18 protein-coding genes are annotated in these 18,882 nt (G+C 60.6%); 11 read left to right on the forward strand and 7 right to left on the reverse strand.

Features of this window, described 5'->3' with window-relative positions; translation table 11 throughout:
• The first annotated feature begins 218 nt into the window (after positions 1–218).
• From LCF60_RS09880 to LCF60_RS09930, 11 genes are all read left to right on the forward strand, one after another.
• Positions 219–875 carry a GntR family transcriptional regulator gene (locus LCF60_RS09880; protein WP_292291485.1) on the forward strand — a complete coding sequence of 219 codons (657 nt, stop codon included), beginning with the start codon at positions 219–221 and terminating at the stop codon, positions 873–875.
• 101 nt (positions 876–976) lie between these two features.
• Positions 977–1,378 carry a VOC family protein gene (locus tag LCF60_RS09885; protein WP_292291486.1) on the forward strand — a complete coding sequence of 134 codons (402 nt, stop codon included), beginning with the start codon at positions 977–979 and terminating at the stop codon, positions 1,376–1,378.
• 77 nt (positions 1,379–1,455) lie between these two features.
• Positions 1,456–3,015: an ABC transporter substrate-binding protein gene (locus LCF60_RS09890; protein ID WP_292291487.1), complete on the forward strand. Its 1,560-nt coding sequence runs from the start codon at positions 1,456–1,458 to the stop codon at positions 3,013–3,015.
• 86 nt (positions 3,016–3,101) lie between these two features.
• Positions 3,102–4,067 (forward strand): ABC transporter permease, encoded by a 966-nt coding sequence (locus LCF60_RS09895; RefSeq protein WP_292291488.1) that lies wholly within the window; start codon positions 3,102–3,104, stop codon positions 4,065–4,067.
• Positions 4,068–4,077: 10 nt separating this feature from the next.
• Positions 4,078–4,950: an ABC transporter permease gene (locus LCF60_RS09900; RefSeq protein ID WP_292291490.1), complete on the forward strand. Its 873-nt coding sequence runs from the start codon at positions 4,078–4,080 to the stop codon at positions 4,948–4,950.
• Positions 4,947–5,933, forward strand: coding sequence for an ABC transporter ATP-binding protein (locus LCF60_RS09905; RefSeq protein WP_292291492.1), 987 nt, complete (start codon positions 4,947–4,949; stop codon positions 5,931–5,933). Before LCF60_RS09900 ends, LCF60_RS09905 begins: the two co-directional genes overlap by 4 nt.
• Positions 5,930–6,958 carry a dipeptide ABC transporter ATP-binding protein gene (locus LCF60_RS09910; RefSeq protein WP_292291493.1) on the forward strand — a complete coding sequence of 343 codons (1,029 nt, stop codon included), beginning with the start codon at positions 5,930–5,932 and terminating at the stop codon, positions 6,956–6,958. The genes LCF60_RS09905 and LCF60_RS09910 overlap by 4 nt, the downstream gene beginning before the upstream one ends.
• On the forward strand, positions 6,955–8,391 hold the full coding sequence (locus LCF60_RS09915; RefSeq protein WP_292291494.1) for an ABC transporter substrate-binding protein: 1,437 nt from the start codon (positions 6,955–6,957) through the stop codon (positions 8,389–8,391). Before LCF60_RS09910 ends, LCF60_RS09915 begins: the two co-directional genes overlap by 4 nt.
• Positions 8,388–9,821: an amidohydrolase family protein gene (locus LCF60_RS09920; protein ID WP_292291495.1), complete on the forward strand. Its 1,434-nt coding sequence runs from the start codon at positions 8,388–8,390 to the stop codon at positions 9,819–9,821. Before LCF60_RS09915 ends, LCF60_RS09920 begins: the two co-directional genes overlap by 4 nt.
• Before the next feature lie 50 nt (positions 9,822–9,871).
• Entirely contained in the window at positions 9,872–10,792 is a 921-nt protein-coding gene (locus LCF60_RS09925) for a dihydrodipicolinate synthase family protein (protein ID WP_292291496.1), read from the forward strand.
• 199 nt (positions 10,793–10,991) lie between these two features.
• A complete protein-coding gene (locus LCF60_RS09930) occupies positions 10,992–11,594 on the forward strand; it encodes a helix-turn-helix transcriptional regulator (RefSeq protein ID WP_292291498.1) in 603 nt (200 codons plus the stop codon).
• Positions 11,595–11,598: 4 nt separating this feature from the next.
• On the opposite strand, the gene LCF60_RS09935 is transcribed toward LCF60_RS09930, so the two are convergent.
• The 7 genes from LCF60_RS09935 to LCF60_RS09965 all read right to left on the reverse strand — a co-directional run bounded on the left by LCF60_RS09935 (position 11,599) and on the right by LCF60_RS09965 (position 18,689).
• Entirely contained in the window at positions 11,599–13,371 is a 1,773-nt protein-coding gene (locus tag LCF60_RS09935; protein ID WP_292291500.1) for a pilus assembly protein TadG-related protein, read from the reverse strand.
• Positions 13,361–13,792, reverse strand: coding sequence for a TadE/TadG family type IV pilus assembly protein (locus LCF60_RS09940; protein WP_292291501.1), 432 nt, complete (start codon positions 13,790–13,792; stop codon positions 13,361–13,363). Before LCF60_RS09940 ends, LCF60_RS09935 begins: the two co-directional genes overlap by 11 nt.
• Before the next feature lie 3 nt (positions 13,793–13,795).
• A complete protein-coding gene (locus LCF60_RS09945) occupies positions 13,796–14,752 on the reverse strand; it encodes a type II secretion system F family protein (protein ID WP_292291502.1) in 957 nt (318 codons plus the stop codon).
• A complete protein-coding gene (locus tag LCF60_RS09950; protein ID WP_292291503.1) occupies positions 14,745–15,707 on the reverse strand; it encodes a type II secretion system F family protein in 963 nt (320 codons plus the stop codon). The genes LCF60_RS09945 and LCF60_RS09950 overlap by 8 nt, the downstream gene beginning before the upstream one ends.
• Positions 15,708–15,711: 4 nt before the next feature.
• The gene (locus tag LCF60_RS09955) at positions 15,712–16,989 is read right to left on the reverse strand and encodes a CpaF family protein (protein ID WP_292291504.1); all 1,278 of its coding nucleotides are present in this window, start codon (positions 16,987–16,989) and stop codon (positions 15,712–15,714) included.
• Positions 16,990–17,192: 203 nt separating this feature from the next.
• Complete coding sequence (locus tag LCF60_RS09960) at positions 17,193–18,392, reverse strand: hypothetical protein (RefSeq protein ID WP_292291505.1); 1,200 nt, start codon at positions 18,390–18,392, stop codon at positions 17,193–17,195.
• 84 nt (positions 18,393–18,476) lie between these two features.
• Positions 18,477–18,689 (reverse strand): Flp family type IVb pilin, encoded by a 213-nt coding sequence (locus LCF60_RS09965; RefSeq protein WP_292291506.1) that lies wholly within the window; start codon positions 18,687–18,689, stop codon positions 18,477–18,479.
• Between the last annotated feature and the right edge of the window lie 193 nt (positions 18,690–18,882).

The following is an 18,882-nucleotide window of genomic DNA, read 5'->3' on the forward strand; positions in this document are numbered from 1 at the left end:
GGCGGCTTTGGGCATCAGGTGGCGCTGGACGCATCCAACACATGTCCGATGACAACCACACGCACGAAAAGACGCGTGCTAAAAAGATGTCCCATCTGCCAGAGGAGACCTATGTCGAGCAAAGTTTGGTAAAGTTGCATGCAAGGTGTATACCATTTTGAATCACCGGCACTCAAAGGCGTCTCGCAACCGCTGATGATCTGAGCAAATCGAGGGGAATGGTCGTGACAGAGGTCACCGAAACATTGGGCGGTTCCGCCTTCAAGCGGCTCAAGGCCATGATTCTCGACGGCACGTTGGAGCCCGGTATGCGGTTGAGCGAAAAGAAATTCGCCGACCTGCTTGGTGTCTCCCGCACGCCCGTCCGCGAAGCGATCAGCCAGTTGATCAGCGAGGGCCTTGCCGTCCGGTCGCCCGGCGGCACGCCGGTCGTGAACCGGATTTCACTGAACGATCTCATGGAGATCCTGCATGTGCGCAGCCTTCTTGAATGCGAAGCAGCGCGCAAGGCGGCCTTGGCCGGGGACGTATCTGATGACGAATTAAAGGCCATTCGTCAGCGGGTTGAGCGGTTCCTGCAAGGCCAGAGGCCATCTGCCACCGAACATTCGGAATTGGACATCGACCTGCATAACCTGATCGCGCGCATGGGAGGCTCCAAGCTTCTGACCGAGTTGATCGACCGGCTCAAGCTCAAGACCCGCATGTACGATCAGGGCTCTATCCCGGACCGCTTTGTTCCGGGCTGTCACGAACATATCGCAATCATCGACGCCATTCTCGACCGCGATGCCGAGGCGGCGTCGGATGCGATGAAGCTGCATCTCAAGAACGTCCGCGAATCGATCATTTCGCACATTTACCACCCGTTTTAAGGGCACTGTGCTGCTGAGATCGACTTTTCTCAACGCGGGCGTTGACTCGGTATTTTTTCTGTATACCGTCTGAACACAAATCGGACAATCGAGGGCACCACATGACCTCCACACCCGCGCAGCGGCCCACTGATGGGTTCGTTCTTGCCATCACGTTTCAATACTATCGCGACCTTCCGGCAGCGATGCGCTTTTACGAAACGGTGCTGGGCCTGACCCTTGCCATCGATCAGGGCTGGTCGAAGATCTACAACATCGACGGCCAGGCGCATGTCGGTCTTGTTGAGGAATCGCGCGGCATGCAGAACTGGGCCGAAGCGAAGACAAGCCAGTTGTGCCTGCGCGTTCCGGATGTCGATGCGTGGTACGCGTGGGCCAAGGAGAATGACGTGGACGGCTTGTCCCAGATGTTCGACAGCGCGGAGCTGGGTATCCGCGCGTTCGTCATGAACGATCCCGAAGGTTACCAGATCGAGGTGCAGACCGCGAAACCCGGCCACTGACACTGACGCAGTGGACCGAACAACAATCCAGAGGGTCGGAAAACCGACCCCGACACCCCCAACACGGAGTTCCTTTCATGAAGCATACCCCCAAAGCCGCATTGCGCACCGGCGTGCTGAGCGCGACCGTTCTTGCCTTGACCGCCGGTCTGGCCGTCGCGCAGGAAAAATCGGTGACGATCGGCCTGACCGCTGATCCAAGCCATCTATACCCGCTGGCGGGCGAAGAACTGTCCTCGAACATCATGTATTACCACCTCTACGACCCGCTGGTAAAGCGCAGCCCCGATCTGACCTTCGGGCCTGGCCTTGCCGAAAGCTGGGAGAACGTCGACGAGACCACATGGCGTTTCAAACTGCGGGAAGGCGTGACCTTCCACAATGGCAACGCATTCACTGCTGATGATGTCGTGTTCACCGTCGAAAAGGCGCGTGAGTCGATCCGCCCTGATCTCGTGGCAAACATCGCGTCGATCACCGCTGTCGATGACCTGACGGTCGAGATCACCACGCCGGCGCCTTACGCGGTTCTGCCCAACGATCTGGCTGAACTGTTGATCCTCGACGAGGACTACACGACCGAGACCGGCGACGAGCAGATGGACCTTCAGCCGATGGGCACCGGACCTTACATGCTCGAAGAATGGATCAAGGAAGAGCGTCTGGTCCTGACCGCTTTCGACGATTACTGGGCCGGCGAGCCGACCATCGACCAGGTCACGTTTCGCCCGATCACCAACCCCGCGACCCGGACTGCGGCGTTGCTGACTGGCGAAGTGGACGTGATCCAGGATCTGTCGGTGCGCGATGTGGAGCGTGTGAAATCCGAAGAGGGCTTCAAGGTTCTGACCCGTCCCAGCCTTCTCAACGTCGTCTTGGCGATGGACACACGCGCGGAATCGCCGACCATCGAAGGCGAGAACCCGATGACCGACCAGCGTGTGCGTGAAGCCATTGCGCGGGCGATTGACGTCGATGCGATCAACCAGATCGTGATGAACGGGCTTGCGACCCCCAGCGACCAGTTCGTTCCGTCCTCGCATATCGGCTACGTCGACGGGATGAACTTCCGCGAGATGTATCCGCTCGATATCGAGAAGGCGCAGGAATTGATGGCCGAAGCAGGCTATGCCGACGGCTTCACCATGACGCTTGACGCCACCAATGACCGCTATGTCAACGATGCGCAGATCGCACAGGCGCTGGCGTCGATGCTGGCCAAGATCAACATCGACCTTCAATTGAACATCATGCCCAAGTCGAACTTCTGGGGCTACATCCGTGTGCCCACAGAACAGTCCAGCTTCATCATGAGCGGATGGGATGTGCCTGCGGGCGATGCCGGGTCGATGTATGGCGCGCTGTTCTACACCCGCGACAAGAAAGAGGGTTACGGTCAGGTGAACCGGGGATCGTATTCCAACCCCGAGGTCGATGCGCTTGTCGATCAGGCCGACGCGACGCCCAGCATCGAAGAGCGTGACCGCATTTTGCAGGAGGCCACCAGGTTGCTGCTGGCGGACATCCCGATGATCCCCGTGCATTACGAACAGGACATCTACGCCGCCCGCGAGGGTGTGAGCCTGACCCCGCGCGTGGACAAGTTCATCTGGGCCTATGACATGGATGTCGAATAAGCTCCGAAGCCTCGAAGTCCCCGGCGGTCTTGACCTGCCGGGGATCCCCTTTCTGACACCCTCCCGCGAAAGACCGTAGCCAGCCGATGCTTGGATACCTGCTCAAACGTCTGATCCAGATGACGCTGGTGCTCTGGGTCGTGTCGGTCATCGTGTTCCTCATGATGAGCTTTACAGGCGATCCGGTTTTCATGGTGGTGCCAATTGACGCCTCCGACGCCGAGATTGCACAGGCGCGGCGGCTTCTTGGCCTCGATGACTCGTTGCCGGTGCAATACTGGAAATTCCTGACCAGCCTGCTTCAAGGCGATTTCGGCCGGTCCTATGTGTTTCGCCAACCGGCGATGACGCTGATCCTTGAACGGATGCCCGCCACGGTGGAACTCGTGCTTGTGGCGATGGCGCTGGCGATTGCGGTTGCAATCCCGCTTGGTGTCTATGCCGGGGCCAACCCGCAGAGCCGGATAAGCCGGGTCATCATGGCGGGTTCGCTTCTGGGAATCTCCCTGCCGGGTTTCTGGATCGGCATGGTCCTGATCTACCTGTTCGCCGTACACTGGGGGATATTCCCGTCTTCGGGACGGGGCGACACGGTCGAGATATTCGGTATCCGCCTCAGTATCCTGACATGGGACGGCTGGACCCATATCGTCCTGCCTGCCGTCACCCTGTCGCTTGCCACAATGGCGATCATCCTGCGCATCACCCGTGCCGGCATGATGGAGGTCGGGCGTCAGGACTTCATGAAGTTCGCCCGTGCCAAGGGGGCGACGCGGGGCGACGTGCTTTACAAACACGGGCTGAAGAATGCGCTCATCCCGGTGGTCACGATCTTCGGCCTGCAACTGGGCGACCTGATCGCGTTCGCCACCATCACCGAGACGATTTTCTCTTGGCCCGGCATGGGCAAGCTCCTGATCGATAGCATCTATCGTGCCGACCGTCCGGTGATCGTGGTCTACCTGATGCTGGTCGCACTGATCTTCGTTGTCATCAATTTCCTCGTGGACGTGATCTATATGCTGATCGACCCACGCATCCGGCTGAAATGAGGGGCGTGTGATGACCGGTTTCCTGGCCTCCGAATTCTTTCACAACTACCGCCGCAGCGCGTCCGCGATCATCGGCAGCGCGCTGATGGCGGCCTTCGCCTTTGCCGTTCTCGCCGGGCCGTTCCTCGTGGCCCAGGACCCCTACGACATCGCCTCGCTGAACCTGATGGACAGCTACAAGCCGCCCGTCTGGCTGCCCGGCGGTGACCCGCAATTCTGGCTGGGTACGGACGGGCAGGGGCGCGATGTCTGGGCGTCGATCCTCTATGGCGCGCGCATCTCGCTGTTCATCGGTCTGGTGGCGATGGTCGCGTCCTGCACCATCGGCACGTTGCTGGGGCTGATCGCCGGGTTCTACGGCGGGATCGTGGATTCCGTGATCATGCGGATTGCGGACATTCAGCTGTCCTTTCCCTCCATCCTGATCGCGCTGTTCCTGATGTCGGCTGTCGGTACTGGCGTCGACAAGGTGCTGATCGCGCTGACGGCGGTGGGCTGGGTCGTCTATGCCCGCACGGTCCGTGGATCGACCCTGTCGGAGATCGAAAAGGAGTACGTGCAGGCGGCCAAGGTCGCGGGTCTTCCCAACCACAAGATCATCCGCAAGCACGTGCTGCCCAACGTGCTGACGCCGCTCATCGTGATCGCGACGATCCAGGTCGGCACCTTCGTTTTGATCGAAGCGTCGCTGAGTTTCCTCGGCGTCGGTGTGCCGATCACCCAGCCGTCGCTGGGGCTGCTGATCAAGAACGGCTTTGACGTGCTGTTCAGTGGCCTCTGGTGGACGTCGGTGTTCCCCGGCGTGGCGATCATGATGCTGGTCTTCGGCATCAACCTTTTCGGTGATTTTCTGCGCGACGAACTGAATCCGAGGCTGAAATGACCGATCAACCGCTTCTGGCCGTGCGTGACCTGCGCACCCATTTTCACACTTTTTCCGGAACGGTAAAGGCGGTGGACGGCGTGAGTTTCGAGATCGGGCAAGGCGAGGTGATGGGCCTCGTGGGCGAGTCCGGTGGCGGCAAGTCGGTGGTCGGATTTTCGATCCTCGGGCTGATCGACAGCCCGGGAAAGATCGAAGCAGGCGAAATCCTGCTCGATGGCAAGAACCTTGTCGCTGCCAGTGAAGCCGAGCTGCGCAAGGTGCGCGGGCGCGAAATTTCGATGGTGTTTCAGGACCCCATGACCTCGCTCAACCCGCTTCATTCCGTGGGTCGGCAGATGGACGAGGTGCTGCGCCTGCACACCGATCTGGACGCCAAGGCGCGGCAGGCGGCCTGTGTCGAAATGCTCGAAAGCGTCGGTATCAGCCGCGCGGCGGAGCGGCTCAAGGCCTATCCGCACCAGTTTTCCGGCGGCATGCGGCAGCGGGTGGTGATTGCGATTGCCTTGCTGGCGCGCCCCCGCCTGATCATCGCGGACGAGCCGACAACCGCTCTCGACGTGACGATCCAGAGCCAGATCCTGAAACTTATGCGCGCCCAGATCGCCGAGAAGGGCGCGTCGATGATCCTGATCACGCACGATCTGGCCGTGGTGTCGGAAATGGCGGACCACATCACGGTTCTCTACTGCGGCAAGGTGGTAGAGCGGGGCCGCACCCGCGACCTGATCAACGCGCCGTCGCACCCGTATACGCGCGGGTTGATCGACAGCATCCCGGACACGGTAAACCGGCATGACCGGCTGAGCCAGATCCCTGGCACGGTGCCGGATATCCGCAATCTGCCCAAGGGCTGCAATTTCCGCGACCGCTGCCCACGCGCCCAGGCGCTCTGCGCCGAGGTGGAGCCGCAGCTTGAGCCGCAGCACGGAACCCTGTCGTCCGCCTGCCATTTCCCCCTCAAGCCCGGAGAGGCCGCATGACCGACACACCCATGCTCGACGTGCGCGACCTCCAGATGCACTTTCCCATCGGTGGCGGCTTCCTTGACCGGCTGCGCGTCGGGGCTGGCGGCGTACGGCTCGACAACCCGGTGGTGCACGCCGTCAACGGCGTCAGCTTCAAGATCGCGCGTGGAGAGATCATGGCGCTCGTGGGCGAGTCCGGGTGTGGCAAGTCCACGGTCGCCAAGACCATTGCGCGCATCTACACCCCCACCGCCGGAGAAGTGCGCATCGAGGGCGAGGATATCGCAAGCTACGGGTTTGCCGAATTGCTGCCCGTGCGCGCCCGAATGCAGATGATCTTCCAGGATCCCTATGCCTCGCTCAACCCGCGCCAGAGGGTGCGTGATATCGTGGCCGAACCGCTGCTGGAACAGACCAAGGGCGCGGATGATCGGAAGGACGTGCCCCGCCGGATCACCGAGCTTTTGGCCAAGGTCGGGCTGAATGCCGAACACGCAAACCGCTATCCGCACCAGTTCTCGGGAGGACAGCGACAGCGGATCGGCATTGCGCGCGCCTTGTCGGTGACGCCGGGGCTGATCATCGCGGATGAGCCGGTCTCGGCCCTGGACGTGTCCATTCAGGCGCAGATCCTGAACCTTATGAAAGACCTGCGCGACGAATTCGGGCTGGCCTATTTGTTCATCAGCCATGACCTTTCGGTGGTGAACCACATCGCGGATCAGGTCGGTGTGATGTATCTGGGCTTTTTGGTCGAACACGCGCCGCGCGACGTTTTGTTTGCGCGGCCGCGCCATCCTTACACCCGCGCGTTGCTGTCGGCTGCCCCCAGCATCAAGGAAAAGCGCGAGACCGATGAGATCGTGCTCTCGGGCGAGGTGCCATCCGCGCTGGATCTGCCGTCTGGCTGCTGTTTCCGAACACGCTGTCCGTTCGCGTGGGAGCGGTGCGCCAGGGAACGTCCGGCGTTGCAGGATGTGGGCGACGGGCAGACGGTGGCCTGCCACCTGATCGACGAGCCGGAAAGGGACAGGCCATGACCATCATCGCACAGGCCCGGCTGGGCATTCACGATCCGCACGACTGCACCGATGCCAGCGACGAGCTACCAATCCTGCACGCGGTCTATGACACGCTGGTCCGACGCGTCGGGCAGGGCTTCGTGCCGCATCTGGCGCGGCGCTGGGAGGTGTCGGACGACGCGCGGGTCTGGACGTTTCACCTGAACCCCGATGTGCGGTTTCACGATGGCAGTCCCTGTGACGCGCGGTCAGTCAAGGCATCGCTCGAACGTATGGCGCGCGAGGACAAGGGGTATACGCTGGGAGCCCCGGCAGTCTGGCGGCAGTATCTTGGCGGAGCGCAGATAGACGTGATTGATGCGGTGACGCTGCGCGTGACACTGTCAGACCCGATGGCGGATTTGCTGGATGTCTTGGAGCAAGGCTTCATCGTTGCCCCCTCGGCCTTTGAAGCGCTGGATGCGGGCGACCTTACCGCACAGGTCGGATCGGGGCCGTATCGGATTACCACGATCGGTGAGACCGAGATCAGCGCGGCACGCGTGGACGGGCATTTCGCCGGTGAGCCTGCCAACGCAGAGATCACATGGCGGCTGGTTCCCGATCCCGCCGACAGGCTTGCGCTGCTCGAGAGTGGCGACGTTCAGGTGGCCAACGGACTCGATTTCGAGGCGTCGCGGAAGCTGGGGATCAAGCGTCACGAATACCTGTCTCCTGTGGCGATCATCTACCTTTTGAACGCCGCCAAGGGTCCGCTGGCCGATGCTCGGATCCGTCGCGCTCTGAGCGTCGCCGTGGATCGCGACGCGCTGGTCGACACCGTCATGCACGGCGCGGCGCGGCCTTTGCGTGGCTTCGTCAGCCCTAATCACTTTGGCGCGGGCGACGGGCAGGGCGCGCAATGCGACCGTGATCTTGCGCGGGCGCTTCTGGCCGAGGCCGGGTATGCGGATGGCCTGATGCTCGAGGTCGATTGCCCGACACGGTTGCCGGACGAGGCGGAGCGGTTGACCGCGGCCTTGGGTGAGCAACTGGCGGACGTGGGCATCAGGCTCAACGTGCATGTTCATCCGGAGCGCGAGGACTACGCGCACATGGTCCGGCGCAAGGAAATCCGGGATCTCTGCGTGTTCGATTCCAGCCCGATGAGCACCTATCGCGTGCTGTATGAAAAGATCGACTCGCGCCTCAAAGGGTCATGGTGGCAAGGCTATGCCAACCCCGAGGTCGAAGCGGTGATCGACCAAGGCCGCGTTACACCGGACCGCGCCGAGCGTGCCGCGATCTGGCGCGAGGCCTATGCGCTGTTGCAGGATGACCCGGCGTGGCTCACGCTCTACAACCCGATCCGGGTGATCGGGCTGGCGGGGGAGCATCCGGATTTCGCGATGCCCGCTGACGGCGTGATCGACGTGGCCCGCCTTCCGTATTTGCCGGAGGGTGGCGCATGAGGGCCGACACGCTTCTGACCGGCGGGTGCGTCGTCACGATGGATCCGGACCGCCAGGTGATCGACAATGGCGCGGTTGCCGTCGCTGACGGCAGGATCCTCGCCGTGGGTGCTGCGGACAGTCTCGACATACAGGCCGAACGCGTCATCGACACCACCGGCCATATCGTCTTTCCCGGCCTGATCGACGTGCACGCCCATGCCGGTCACGGGCTGGTCAAATCCATCGGAATGCATGAAGGCGACCGGTGGGAAGAGATTTGCGGCGAGGTCTACACTCAGGCCTCTCCACCCGGGTTCTGGTATGCCGAAGCGCGGCTGGCGGCGCTTGAACGTCTTCGGTTCGGGGTGACCACCGGTGTGTCCCTGCTGGGCGGTGGCGACACGATCATGCGCACCGACGATCCGGCTTATGCCGCCGCTCATTGCCGGGGTGTGGTCGAGGTCGGCACCCGCAGCGTTGTCGCCGTGGGTCCAACCCGCGCGCCGCATCCGCTGACCTATGCCGACTGGCAGGACGGTACACGAAACACATACCCCGTGTCGTTCGAACGGCAGATGCAGACGTTGCAGGATGTCGTTGCGGACTGGCACGACACGCACGAGGGTCGCATCCGCATCGCGGCGCTGTATCCGGTGCTGCGCGATGAGCATGAGCGCGATATGTCGCCCGAAGATTACCAAACGGCCTGCGGGCAAGCAAAAGTCGTGCGGGCATATGCCCGGGAAAAGGGGTTGATCTTCACGCAGGACGGCCACTGGCGCGGGTCGATCCGGCGGGCAGAGAAACTTGGCCTGCTGGGGCCGGACAGTCTCTTGTCACATTGCATCGACTTGCATGAGGACGAGATCGCGCTGCTGGCCGATACGCGCACCAAGGTCGCGCACAACCCCTCGGCAAACGCCTCGATTGCGGGCCGCTGCCCGGCGACCGAACTCATGGACGCGGGGGCCTGTGTCGCGCTTGGCTCGGACGCCACCGCGCCGGATCGGTCGGCAGATATGTTCCGGCACATGCAACAGGCCATGCACTATCACCGCCGCCATTTCCAGGATGCTTCGGTCCTGCCGATCGGCAAAGTTCTGGAGATGTGCACCATCGGCGGCGCGCGAGCGCTGGGGCTGGAGGACCGGATCGGGTCGCTGGAACCGGGCAAGCTGGCGGACATCGTCACGATGGACCTGCGCCGCCCGCATCTTTGCCCGCCGAACATGCCGCTGCATCGGCTTGTTTGCTTCGCCAATGGCAATGACGTGACCAACGTGATGGTCGGTGGCGAGATGGTGCTGGAGCAGCGAAGGTCTACCCGTGTGGAGGAAGCGGATGTCCTGTCCGATGCCGTGCGCCAGACGGGGGTGATGATCGACAGGATCGGTGGGGCGGCCGATCTTGAATTGCCTTCGGATTTCTGGGGCCACCAACGGCCGTGACGCTCTCTTCACCTCATCCGGACAGACCGCAACAAAGACGGAAAAGCGCTATGACACTCCTTACAACAGAAGCCGCAGGCGTTTACGTCATCGCCGTGACACCGTTCCATCCGGATGGACGGATCGACATGGACAGCTGTGACCGCATGGTGGATTTCTATCTCGACGCAGGCGCGACGGGTCTCACGGTGCTGGGCATGATGGGCGAGGCGCCCAAGCTGACGGTCGAGGAATCGCGGGACGTGGTCGCGCGGATCCTCGCGCGGGTCGATGGCCGGGTGCCCGTGGTCGTCGGCGTGTCTGCGCCGGGCTTTGCCCAGATCGATGCGCTGACGCGGATGGTGATGGATTTGGGAGCGGCCGGGGTGATGGTCGCGCCGCCGGGCAGCCTTCGTACGGATGATCAGATCGTGACGTACTATACGCAAGTGGCCGAAGTGCTGGGGGATGTGCCCTTCGTTCTGCAGGATTTTCCACTGGCCACCGGCGTCCAGATCGCGCCCAAGGTGATCGCGCGGATTTTCAACGATCTTCCGACCTGCGTGTGCCTCAAGCACGAGGATTGGCCGGGGCTTGAGAAGATCACCGCGCTGCGTGCGCCGGGAATGATTGACAGGCGCATCTCAATTCTCTGCGGCAATGGCGGGCTGTATTTGCCCGAGGAAATGGGCCGTGGGGCGGACGGTGCGATGACGGGTTTTGCCTATCCGGAGATGATGGTCAGCGTGGTTGACCTCATGACCAAGGGCGAGGTCGATCGTGCGCAGGATCTTTTTGATGCTTACTTGCCTCTCGCGCGTTTTGAACAGCAGCCAGGGCTCGGCCTTGCCATTCGCAAATACACGCTCGCCAAGCGGGGAATTATTGCGCATGACGCTTTGCGCAAACCCGGTGCGATGCTGAGCAACACGGCGCGTGCGGAGGTCGATCGCCTGATGACGCGACAGGAGCGGCGGCTGGGTGCGCTTTGAGACTTGGGAACGCCCCACCGCTTTTTGAATGATGACGTCAATAATATCTCAAGGCTGATCCTGGCCGAAATACCGGAATGACCGCTGTGAACCACATCGCGGGACCTCAGAGTTTTCATGGAATCGAGGTCGAATTAGCTTCTTTTCGCCACATTCACCGCCGATCATGCGCGTTAAGAACAAAATCGAGGAAATTCCCATGAACCGTTATATGGTTTCGGCAAGTGTTCTGGTGCTTGGTGTGGCTGGTGTGAAGACGGCGTTGATGGCAAGTCTGGTATTGCCCTCTGAAAACTTCAGTCTGGCGATGATTTCGGGTCTTTTCGCGCTCTTTACCGTTCTGACGGCAGGTGTGGCGTATATCGCCTACAAACGCATTTCGAGCTTTTTGGAAGGTCAGCGCAAGTCAAAGCTGGCGCCCGGGGGAGGAGATACGGCCTCGAAAGACACCGTGATGCATCACTACGCGGCAGAGTGGGGGTTGTCCAAAGCCGAGGCCGAAGTTGCTCTGTTTGCGGCCAAGGGATTTTCGAACAACGAAATTGCCGTAATGCGCGGCTCTTCGGTACCAACCGTGAAATCGCAATTGAGCAATATCTATCAGAAATCGAAACTGGATTCCCGCTACCAGTTGATCGCATTCGTCACGGACGAGGTCTGTGAGATGGCGACCGACGCGGCCGAACCGGCTGCTGATCTGGTACCCCAGCGGGACAATGTCACGCCCTTGGTCAAGAAAGCGTCCCGAGCGGTTTCTTCGACCAAAGAAAAGCCGTTCAAAACGGTCGCGGCAGGGCACTGATGTTTCACTGCACCAACCGAGCGCGTTCGCAATGCAGCGCGTTCACGGTGAGCTCACCTGTGCCCAGTTCAATTCCGAGCGAAGCGAAGGTCGAATCCAACAGCGCATCGACCGGGCCTGACAGCGATTGAGCAAGCTGCACAGGCAAATTGTTCAGCACTGTGTTCAACACCCCGGACGTGAGGCCTGAGAGCAGGTCGGTTTGACCCGGTTTGATCCGGATCTCGGTGGTGTCAGACGATAGCAGGTTGCTGACCCCCGATGTCAGCAGATTTTCAGAGCCGAAACTCTGGGTATTTCGGCCCTCGTTGATGTCCCTGCGGGTGAAGCGCAAACGCTCGGTGTTGGACCGGCCGATCGTCGCGAGCGACCGCACCTGTAGCTTGATTGGGCCGACGGTGAGATCCGGCAAGAGCGGAACCGGCACCGTGATTTGCAAGCTGAGGAAGTCGGCGAATCCCAAGTCAGATGGATTAACGGCCGCACCACCGGAGTTCGGCAGTTCGCCAAGGTAGATCGCCGCAACCGACGTGCCATTCGCGGGATGGAGCGGCGAGGGGCTGGTTATGAAATCCGCGGCAATTGCATTGGGGTCTTCTGAGCAGGACATCTGGTCGAGCGTCGCCGTGGCCCCTGCAAGCTCAAGATAAAGCGGCAGATGAAGGCGGGTTGCTGCAACGCCAGACACCAGCGGGTCCAGAAGGGTCGGCGACAGCTCGGTGTCAAGGTCAAGGCGGATGGCCGCGCGGTGCAGGGTCACGCCCGCTTCGCCCATGGCGACCCATCCTGACTGCGCTGGTCTTTCGCCTTGGACCAGCGACACGGTCTGTGCCAGCACCCCGGGAACCTGTGCTGCCAGGGCCAGCGCGACGGGTTGATCCGAAGCGGTTGACGTCGCAACGGACATCAAGACATCCATCGCGGAAATTTGCGCTTCATCCAGAAAATCGATCACGGTCAGGCCAAGGTCGGTATCTATCCCACCGACAATGCGGGAAATGGGGAAAGATGCGTTTCCGGTAGCGGACAGCAGCGACACAACATTTGCCATGTTGGGCGACGAGAGGCTCTGCAATGCAGCCAGAACCTGTTCCGGTGTGACACGTTCGTTCAGGATGTCCGCCGGATTGGCGCCGTCGAAACCGATCCGAGAGGCCAATGCCCGAACAAGGTCTCCGGCAGAAACGGAGGCTTCGGCAAGGACATGTACATCATTCGCATCAAGCGAGACGGAAGTGGAAAAAGCTGAATTCAGGACCTTCGCCAAGGCTGCGCCATCCAGCTGGGCAATTGCGCTGTTGAGCGAAAAACGCACTGCTCCGGTGCGAGCCGCCAGTGACCTGCCGTTGACTGTCACGTGGTCGTCTTCGGTGAAAATCTGGGCAAACGACAACGGCGCGTCGTCCCGCAACTGGACCTGCACGGCATTGATGCCGGTGGCTCCGTCCGGGAGCGGCGAAAACCGGGCTTCGGGCGGTATGGCGGGATTTCTCAGGTAACGACCTTTGGTTAGCCTGTCTGTCACGGCATTCGCAACACCGTTTTCTGCCTTCGCGGCGCTGACCCGGCTGTCTGCAGCGGCAGGTTCCGGCACGGCACTCAATGCCGCAAGATCGGTGATGGATTGAAGTTTGTGTTGCTCACGATAGAGCGACGCGACATCGACCCCGAGCGCGAGAAACCCCATCAGCATGACAAAGGTCAGGGCGACAATCACGGCTACCGCTCCATCGGTGTCTGAGCGAAACCGCGCCAGAAAGGTTCGATCAATACGCAAGATACGCTCCTGTTTCCAAAGACGTCAGATCAAGGTTCAGGAATCCGGTTGCCAGATCGAGCATCGAACCAGCCAAAGCGTAGTTCACCGTTACGGTGATCGACGAGGCGGCGCCTTCTGACACTGCGATCGTGCTGATGATCGCGGATGTGTCCAGTAACGGATACCGTGCGCTGGCCTGGGCAAGATGGGATTCGGCGAAGGCCTGACGTTCCTCGGTGGTGATTCCGGCAAGACTTGCGCGTGCGGTTGACGTGGCAAGGCCCTGTATGGAATGGCTCAGCGCCATGAAATATCCAAGGCAGACGATGCCGAACAGCATTGCAAACAGAAGCGGGGCCAGCAAAGCGAACTCAACCGCGACGGCCCCGTCCTCGGACCGTTTGAAACGGTCAAATCTGTCTCGGATGCGTGCGAACATGGGTCAGCCTCCTGCGATGATGTTGTCGAAAACGCTAAGCACCGCTGGTCCGACAAGGACGACGAACACCGCAGGCATGATGCAGAAAATCAGCGGTACTGTCATGATGACAGGCAAGCGTGCGGCCTTCTCTTCCACGCGCAACAAGCGGTCGGCGCGTTGATCGGTGATCAGGGTGCGCATCGCGCGCGAAAACGGCGTGCCATAGGTGTCCGATTGTTCCAGTGTCTGTGTGAAGACGGCGATTTCCGGCAAGGGCACTCGGATGTTCAGCCTCTCATAGGCTGCCCGGCGATTGTTCGTCATGCGCATTTCGGACACGAATTGCAGCGTTTCTTTCGCCAGTTCCGGATGCGCGGTTTGCAGTTCGTTTGCGACGCGGTGCAACGCGGGCTGAGGGCCAAGACCGGCTTCGCTGCTGATCACCAGCAGTTCCAGCATGTCGGGAAACGCGTTCCGGATGCGGGCCAACCGGGCTCGGCGTTTGGCATCGACCACGAAGTCGACCGCCTTCGAAATGGCGAGGGCAAGTGCAAGGACCATTGCCGAAGGGAGGATCATTCCAGTTCCGACAGGAACCGAGATAACCACCATGAGGACGCCCAAGATCAGCGTTGCGACGGGAAGAACCGTTTTCAGAAACGCATAGACAAGTAAGGCGTCCCGCCCCGAAAACCCGGCGCTGGAGAGTTCCTCCTGCGTCGCTTTTGCTTCGCCGCCCAGAATGACTGAAGCGCGATCCCCGGCTTTGACGACCGCGCCGCGAAGGGTCGTCGCCAGGTGCTTCAACCCGCCATGCGATGACGTTCTTTTGGCGGTTTTCACACCGGCCGCGCGCTGGATGCGGTACCGTGTCTGCATTGCGCTGCGTTCATGCAGCAGGACAGCCGCAAGCCCGACGAAAATCGCGGTCATGCCGATGAACAGGATCAAGGACATCTGGGTAAACGGATCAGACATTCAGCTTCCCCATCCGGATCATCAAGAAAATCCCGAGCAGGATGCATATCAGCGCGGCGACCGACATCACTTGCCCGCGCGGATCGGAATAAAGCGCGCTGAGGTAACTTGGGTTGAGGAAGGCAATTGCGACAGCCACGGTAAACGGCAAGGCAGCAAGGATGGCAGCGCTTGCGCGCGCTTCGGACGACAGGGCGCGCGCCTTTTTCTTGAGATTCCGACGGTCGCGCAGTTGAACGGCAAGGTTTTCCATCGTCTCGACGAGGTTTCCGCCGGTCTGGTTTTGCAAAGACGTGGCGACGCTGAAAAAGCGGACTTCAGCTGTCGGCATTCTTCGGCACAACCGTTCCAGGCTGTCCGAAAGGCTGGTGCCCAGGCGCAATTCGTCCTGGCATCGTGCGAATTCCGATTTGATGGGGTCGGCTGAATTTTCCACCACGACGGCAATGGACTCTGCCACCGGCCGACCCGCCTTCAATCCGCGTGCGAACACATCCAAAGCCTCTGGAAGTCCGTTGCTGAACGCCGCCACCCGGCGGGTTGTTGCGATCTTGAGTGCCAAGAAAGCGCATCCCAACGGTACGAGAACCGAGATGAGCGCGGTCGCGGCTGGAGACATCTTCAGGATGAGAATTCCGATCGCGTAGAAAGCGAACACCGAAATTGCGATCTGAACAATCAATTCGATCGGCGTGATCCGCAATCCGGCCCGCACGATACGACTTTCCAGCTTCTGGAATATTTTGTGCGTTTCTTGCTGTTGGCGGGGGCGGTTCGGCGCGGCTGGCACCTGTTCCTCGAAAGCGATGCCCTGCGCGCCCAGATTGCCAGAGCAAGCCCGTGAGAGCCGTGAGCGCCGACGGCGCGTTTCACGATCAACCTGTATCAAACCTATGAGCGCCACTACAGACAGGGTGAAGGCGACAAAGACGGCGATGAAGATAAATTCGGTCATCCCGCTACCCCTTGAGAACGTGGTTCAGTTCGGCCTCGAGCCCGTAATCGGCAGCGCGGCTCGTGAAGTTTGGGCGATACCCGGTCGAAACAAACCGCCCGCGCACATCAGACCGGGTGCTGCTGGGATCAACGTCAAAGCGAAAGATGTCCTGAAGCGTGATGGCATCACCGGCAAGGCCGGCGATTTCCGAGATCGCGTTGATCCGGCGGCGACCATCGCGCATGCGACTGACCTGAATGACGAGGTGCACCGCATCGACAAGCTGACGCCGGACAACGCCGACCCCCGGCACAAACCCAGCCAGGGCGGCCATGTTTTCAACGCGGGTCAAGGCTTCTCGTGTCGAGTTGGCGTGAAGTGTACTCATCGACCCGTCGTGACCCGTATTCATCGCCTGTAGCAGGTCGAGCACTTCGTCGCCCCGGATTTCACCGATGATAATTCGATCCGGCCGCATCCGAAGGGCATTGCGCATCAAGGTGCGCATGGTCACCTCGCCGGTGCCCTCGACATTCGGCGGGCGCGTCTCAAAGCGCACAACATGGGGCTGCTGAAAGCGCAGTTCCGCGGCGTCTTCGATGGTCACGATGCGTTCGGACTCCGGAATGAATTGCGACATCGCGTTCATCAAGGTTGTCTTGCCCGAACCCGTACCGCCGGACACAAGGACATTCAGCCGTAGCTCTGCCACAAGGCGCAGAAACGCTGCCATCTGCGCCGATAGGCTTCCGTTGTCGACCAAAGCATCCAATCTGACGGGCTTGGAGGGGAATTTCCGAATGGTGATGGTCGTCCCGTCAATCGCCAGCGGTGGGACGGCCACGTTCACGCGGCTTCCATCCTGCAGACGGGCGTCCACCATGGGTTGCGCTTCATCAATGCGCCGGCCGACGGCACCGACAATGCGGCTGGCAACGCCAAACACATGGTCGTTGTCGCGAAACCGGATATTGGTCTGCTCAAGCTTGCCGTTGCGTTCCACAAACACCTGATGCGGGCCGTTGACCATGATGTCCGTGACGGTTTCGTCCGCAAGGAGAGTTTCCAGCGGGCCAAGGCCAAGCATGTCAGCAAGGACCATACTCACGAGCGCCGCAACCTCTTGTCCATTCAGATGGAGTTTGCGCTGTGTCCCTATCTTCGAGATGCCTGCGCGGATGGTGGCCTGCTGATCTTCGCTCTCTTGCGCCGCCAGCTTTGTATAATCCAGAGTGTCCGTCAGGTCGCGAATGACGTCATTGGCAAGCGCCAGCATCGGTCCGACAGCCCCTTCGTTCACAGTGCTGCCTACTCCTGCCGTTCGAGGTGACGTTTCATGATGCTCGACGGATTTTGCAACCTTGGACAGCCGGTCTCGGCGAAGTTCAGGCGTCAGTGTCCCGGAGCTTTCGGGCGCGCGCGGCGTCTGCGAGTCCAGGCCTCGCGATTTCAGGAGTATGCTTTGCAAGGTCTGAGGGTGGGTTGGTTTGGGGGGCATGCCGGTCATTTGGCCACCTTCCGGAAAAGGCCTTTCCGAGACGTTTTCGAGCCGCGATCCGGTGCGATGGAGGACAGTATTTCTTGGCACGCCTTTGCGTAAGGGGCGCGCGGATAGAGTTCAGCCACCGTTTTGCCTTTGCGTTGGGCGCGCAAGACCTGCGTGTCACAGCGCGGCAGAACCGTGCTCAATTCCAGTCTGAGGGCCTGGGCAATGTCTTTGCATGACAGCTGTGCGTCCTTGCGCACTTCGCTCAGGGCAAGGCTCAGCTGTGTGTCGGGGGTGACCGATCTGATATATGCGACAAGCCGCACGGCAGCACTGACGCCTGCATAGCCAGCTGGAACAACAAGGATTGCCGCATCAAGGGCATGGAGCACCTTTGGGTCTTGCATGATCAGACTGCGAGGCAGATCGACGACCGTGGTGGCGAATTCCATTTTTGCCCGTTCGAGCATGGCGAGCCATCCCGACTGAACTTCGGCAGCGTCATTCTGCAAATCGGATGAGTGCGAGTAGATCGACAGTGTTTCGGTAACCTGATCCATCGTCGCCTGAAGGAATGTGCCATCGATCCGGTCCGGGGCCCTGAGGGCGTCAAGCAATCCCGGTGTCCCAAGCCGATCGAGATCGAGCGCGATCGTCCCGAATTGCAAATCGGCATCGATCAGTGCGGTCCGGCTTGCACCGTCGCTGCCCGAGGCCAAGAGATGCCCAAGGCTTGCCGCCAGCGCGCTTGCGCCGACCCCACCGTTCGTGCTGATCACCCCAATCGTACGGTGATGCGTCGTGACGGGTCTGGACAGGTTTGCAGGATCGGACGGGATGATTTCAGTAGACAGGATGTCCTGCGCCGTGACGGGCATGTGAAAGTATTCCAAAGCCCCGGCTTTGCGCAAAGCCCGATATGTGTTGATGTTCTGGTCCTGTCCAAAAACGATCACTTCTGCACCTCTCTTGCGCAGTTCTGAGACATTCTCGCAGGCGGCGTCGACTGGCAACTCACCGAGTTCGGTCAAGAGCATCTGGCCCCCGACGAGCCCTCCTGCCGCACGGGCCGCTCCGCTCAACCCGCCGCCCATCAATGACCCGCTCGGGGCGCCCGACGCTCCGATGACTTCACGCGCGAGCGCGGCTCCGGGCTCGGTGCAAACATAGGCTGAAAACGCGTGGGCATTCTGTGAATCCACTTGAGAAAGGGACATGGCGACTCTCCTGATGAATGATCGCGGGGATAAGGCGGGTCGCACGGCCCAGATCCAAAGAGCCGTGCGATCCAGGTCCGCGCATCACTCCGGCGCTTCGATACCTGCATCGGAAAGTGCGGTGCTGACAGTTGTGAACCCCGCGTTCGTCTGGCCGCCAAGGGTCACGACTGTTCCGACGATCACGGCGCCGATCAGCGCTGCGAAAAGGCCGTATTCGATTGCTGTGGCGCCACTCTCGTCTTTTCCAAAGCGGACGAGTTGGGGGGTGATTTTCTTGAGTGTGAAAGTCTTCATCGTTCAGGCTCCTTCGCCAGATATGTGTTCAAGCAAAGCTGGTCGAAGCGACCGCTCATGAAGCTCAATCTGACGAGGTCCGCATCTTAGCGATATCGGTCAACGGTATGATCGACACCCGTCTGGAACCGAGGTCGGACGGGCATCATACCGAAGTATGACAAGGGCCATCCAGTTTAAGTAATTGTTTTAT

Source organism: Marivita sp. (assembly GCF_020055635.1).
Lineage (GTDB): Bacteria > Pseudomonadota > Alphaproteobacteria > Rhodobacterales > Rhodobacteraceae > Marivita.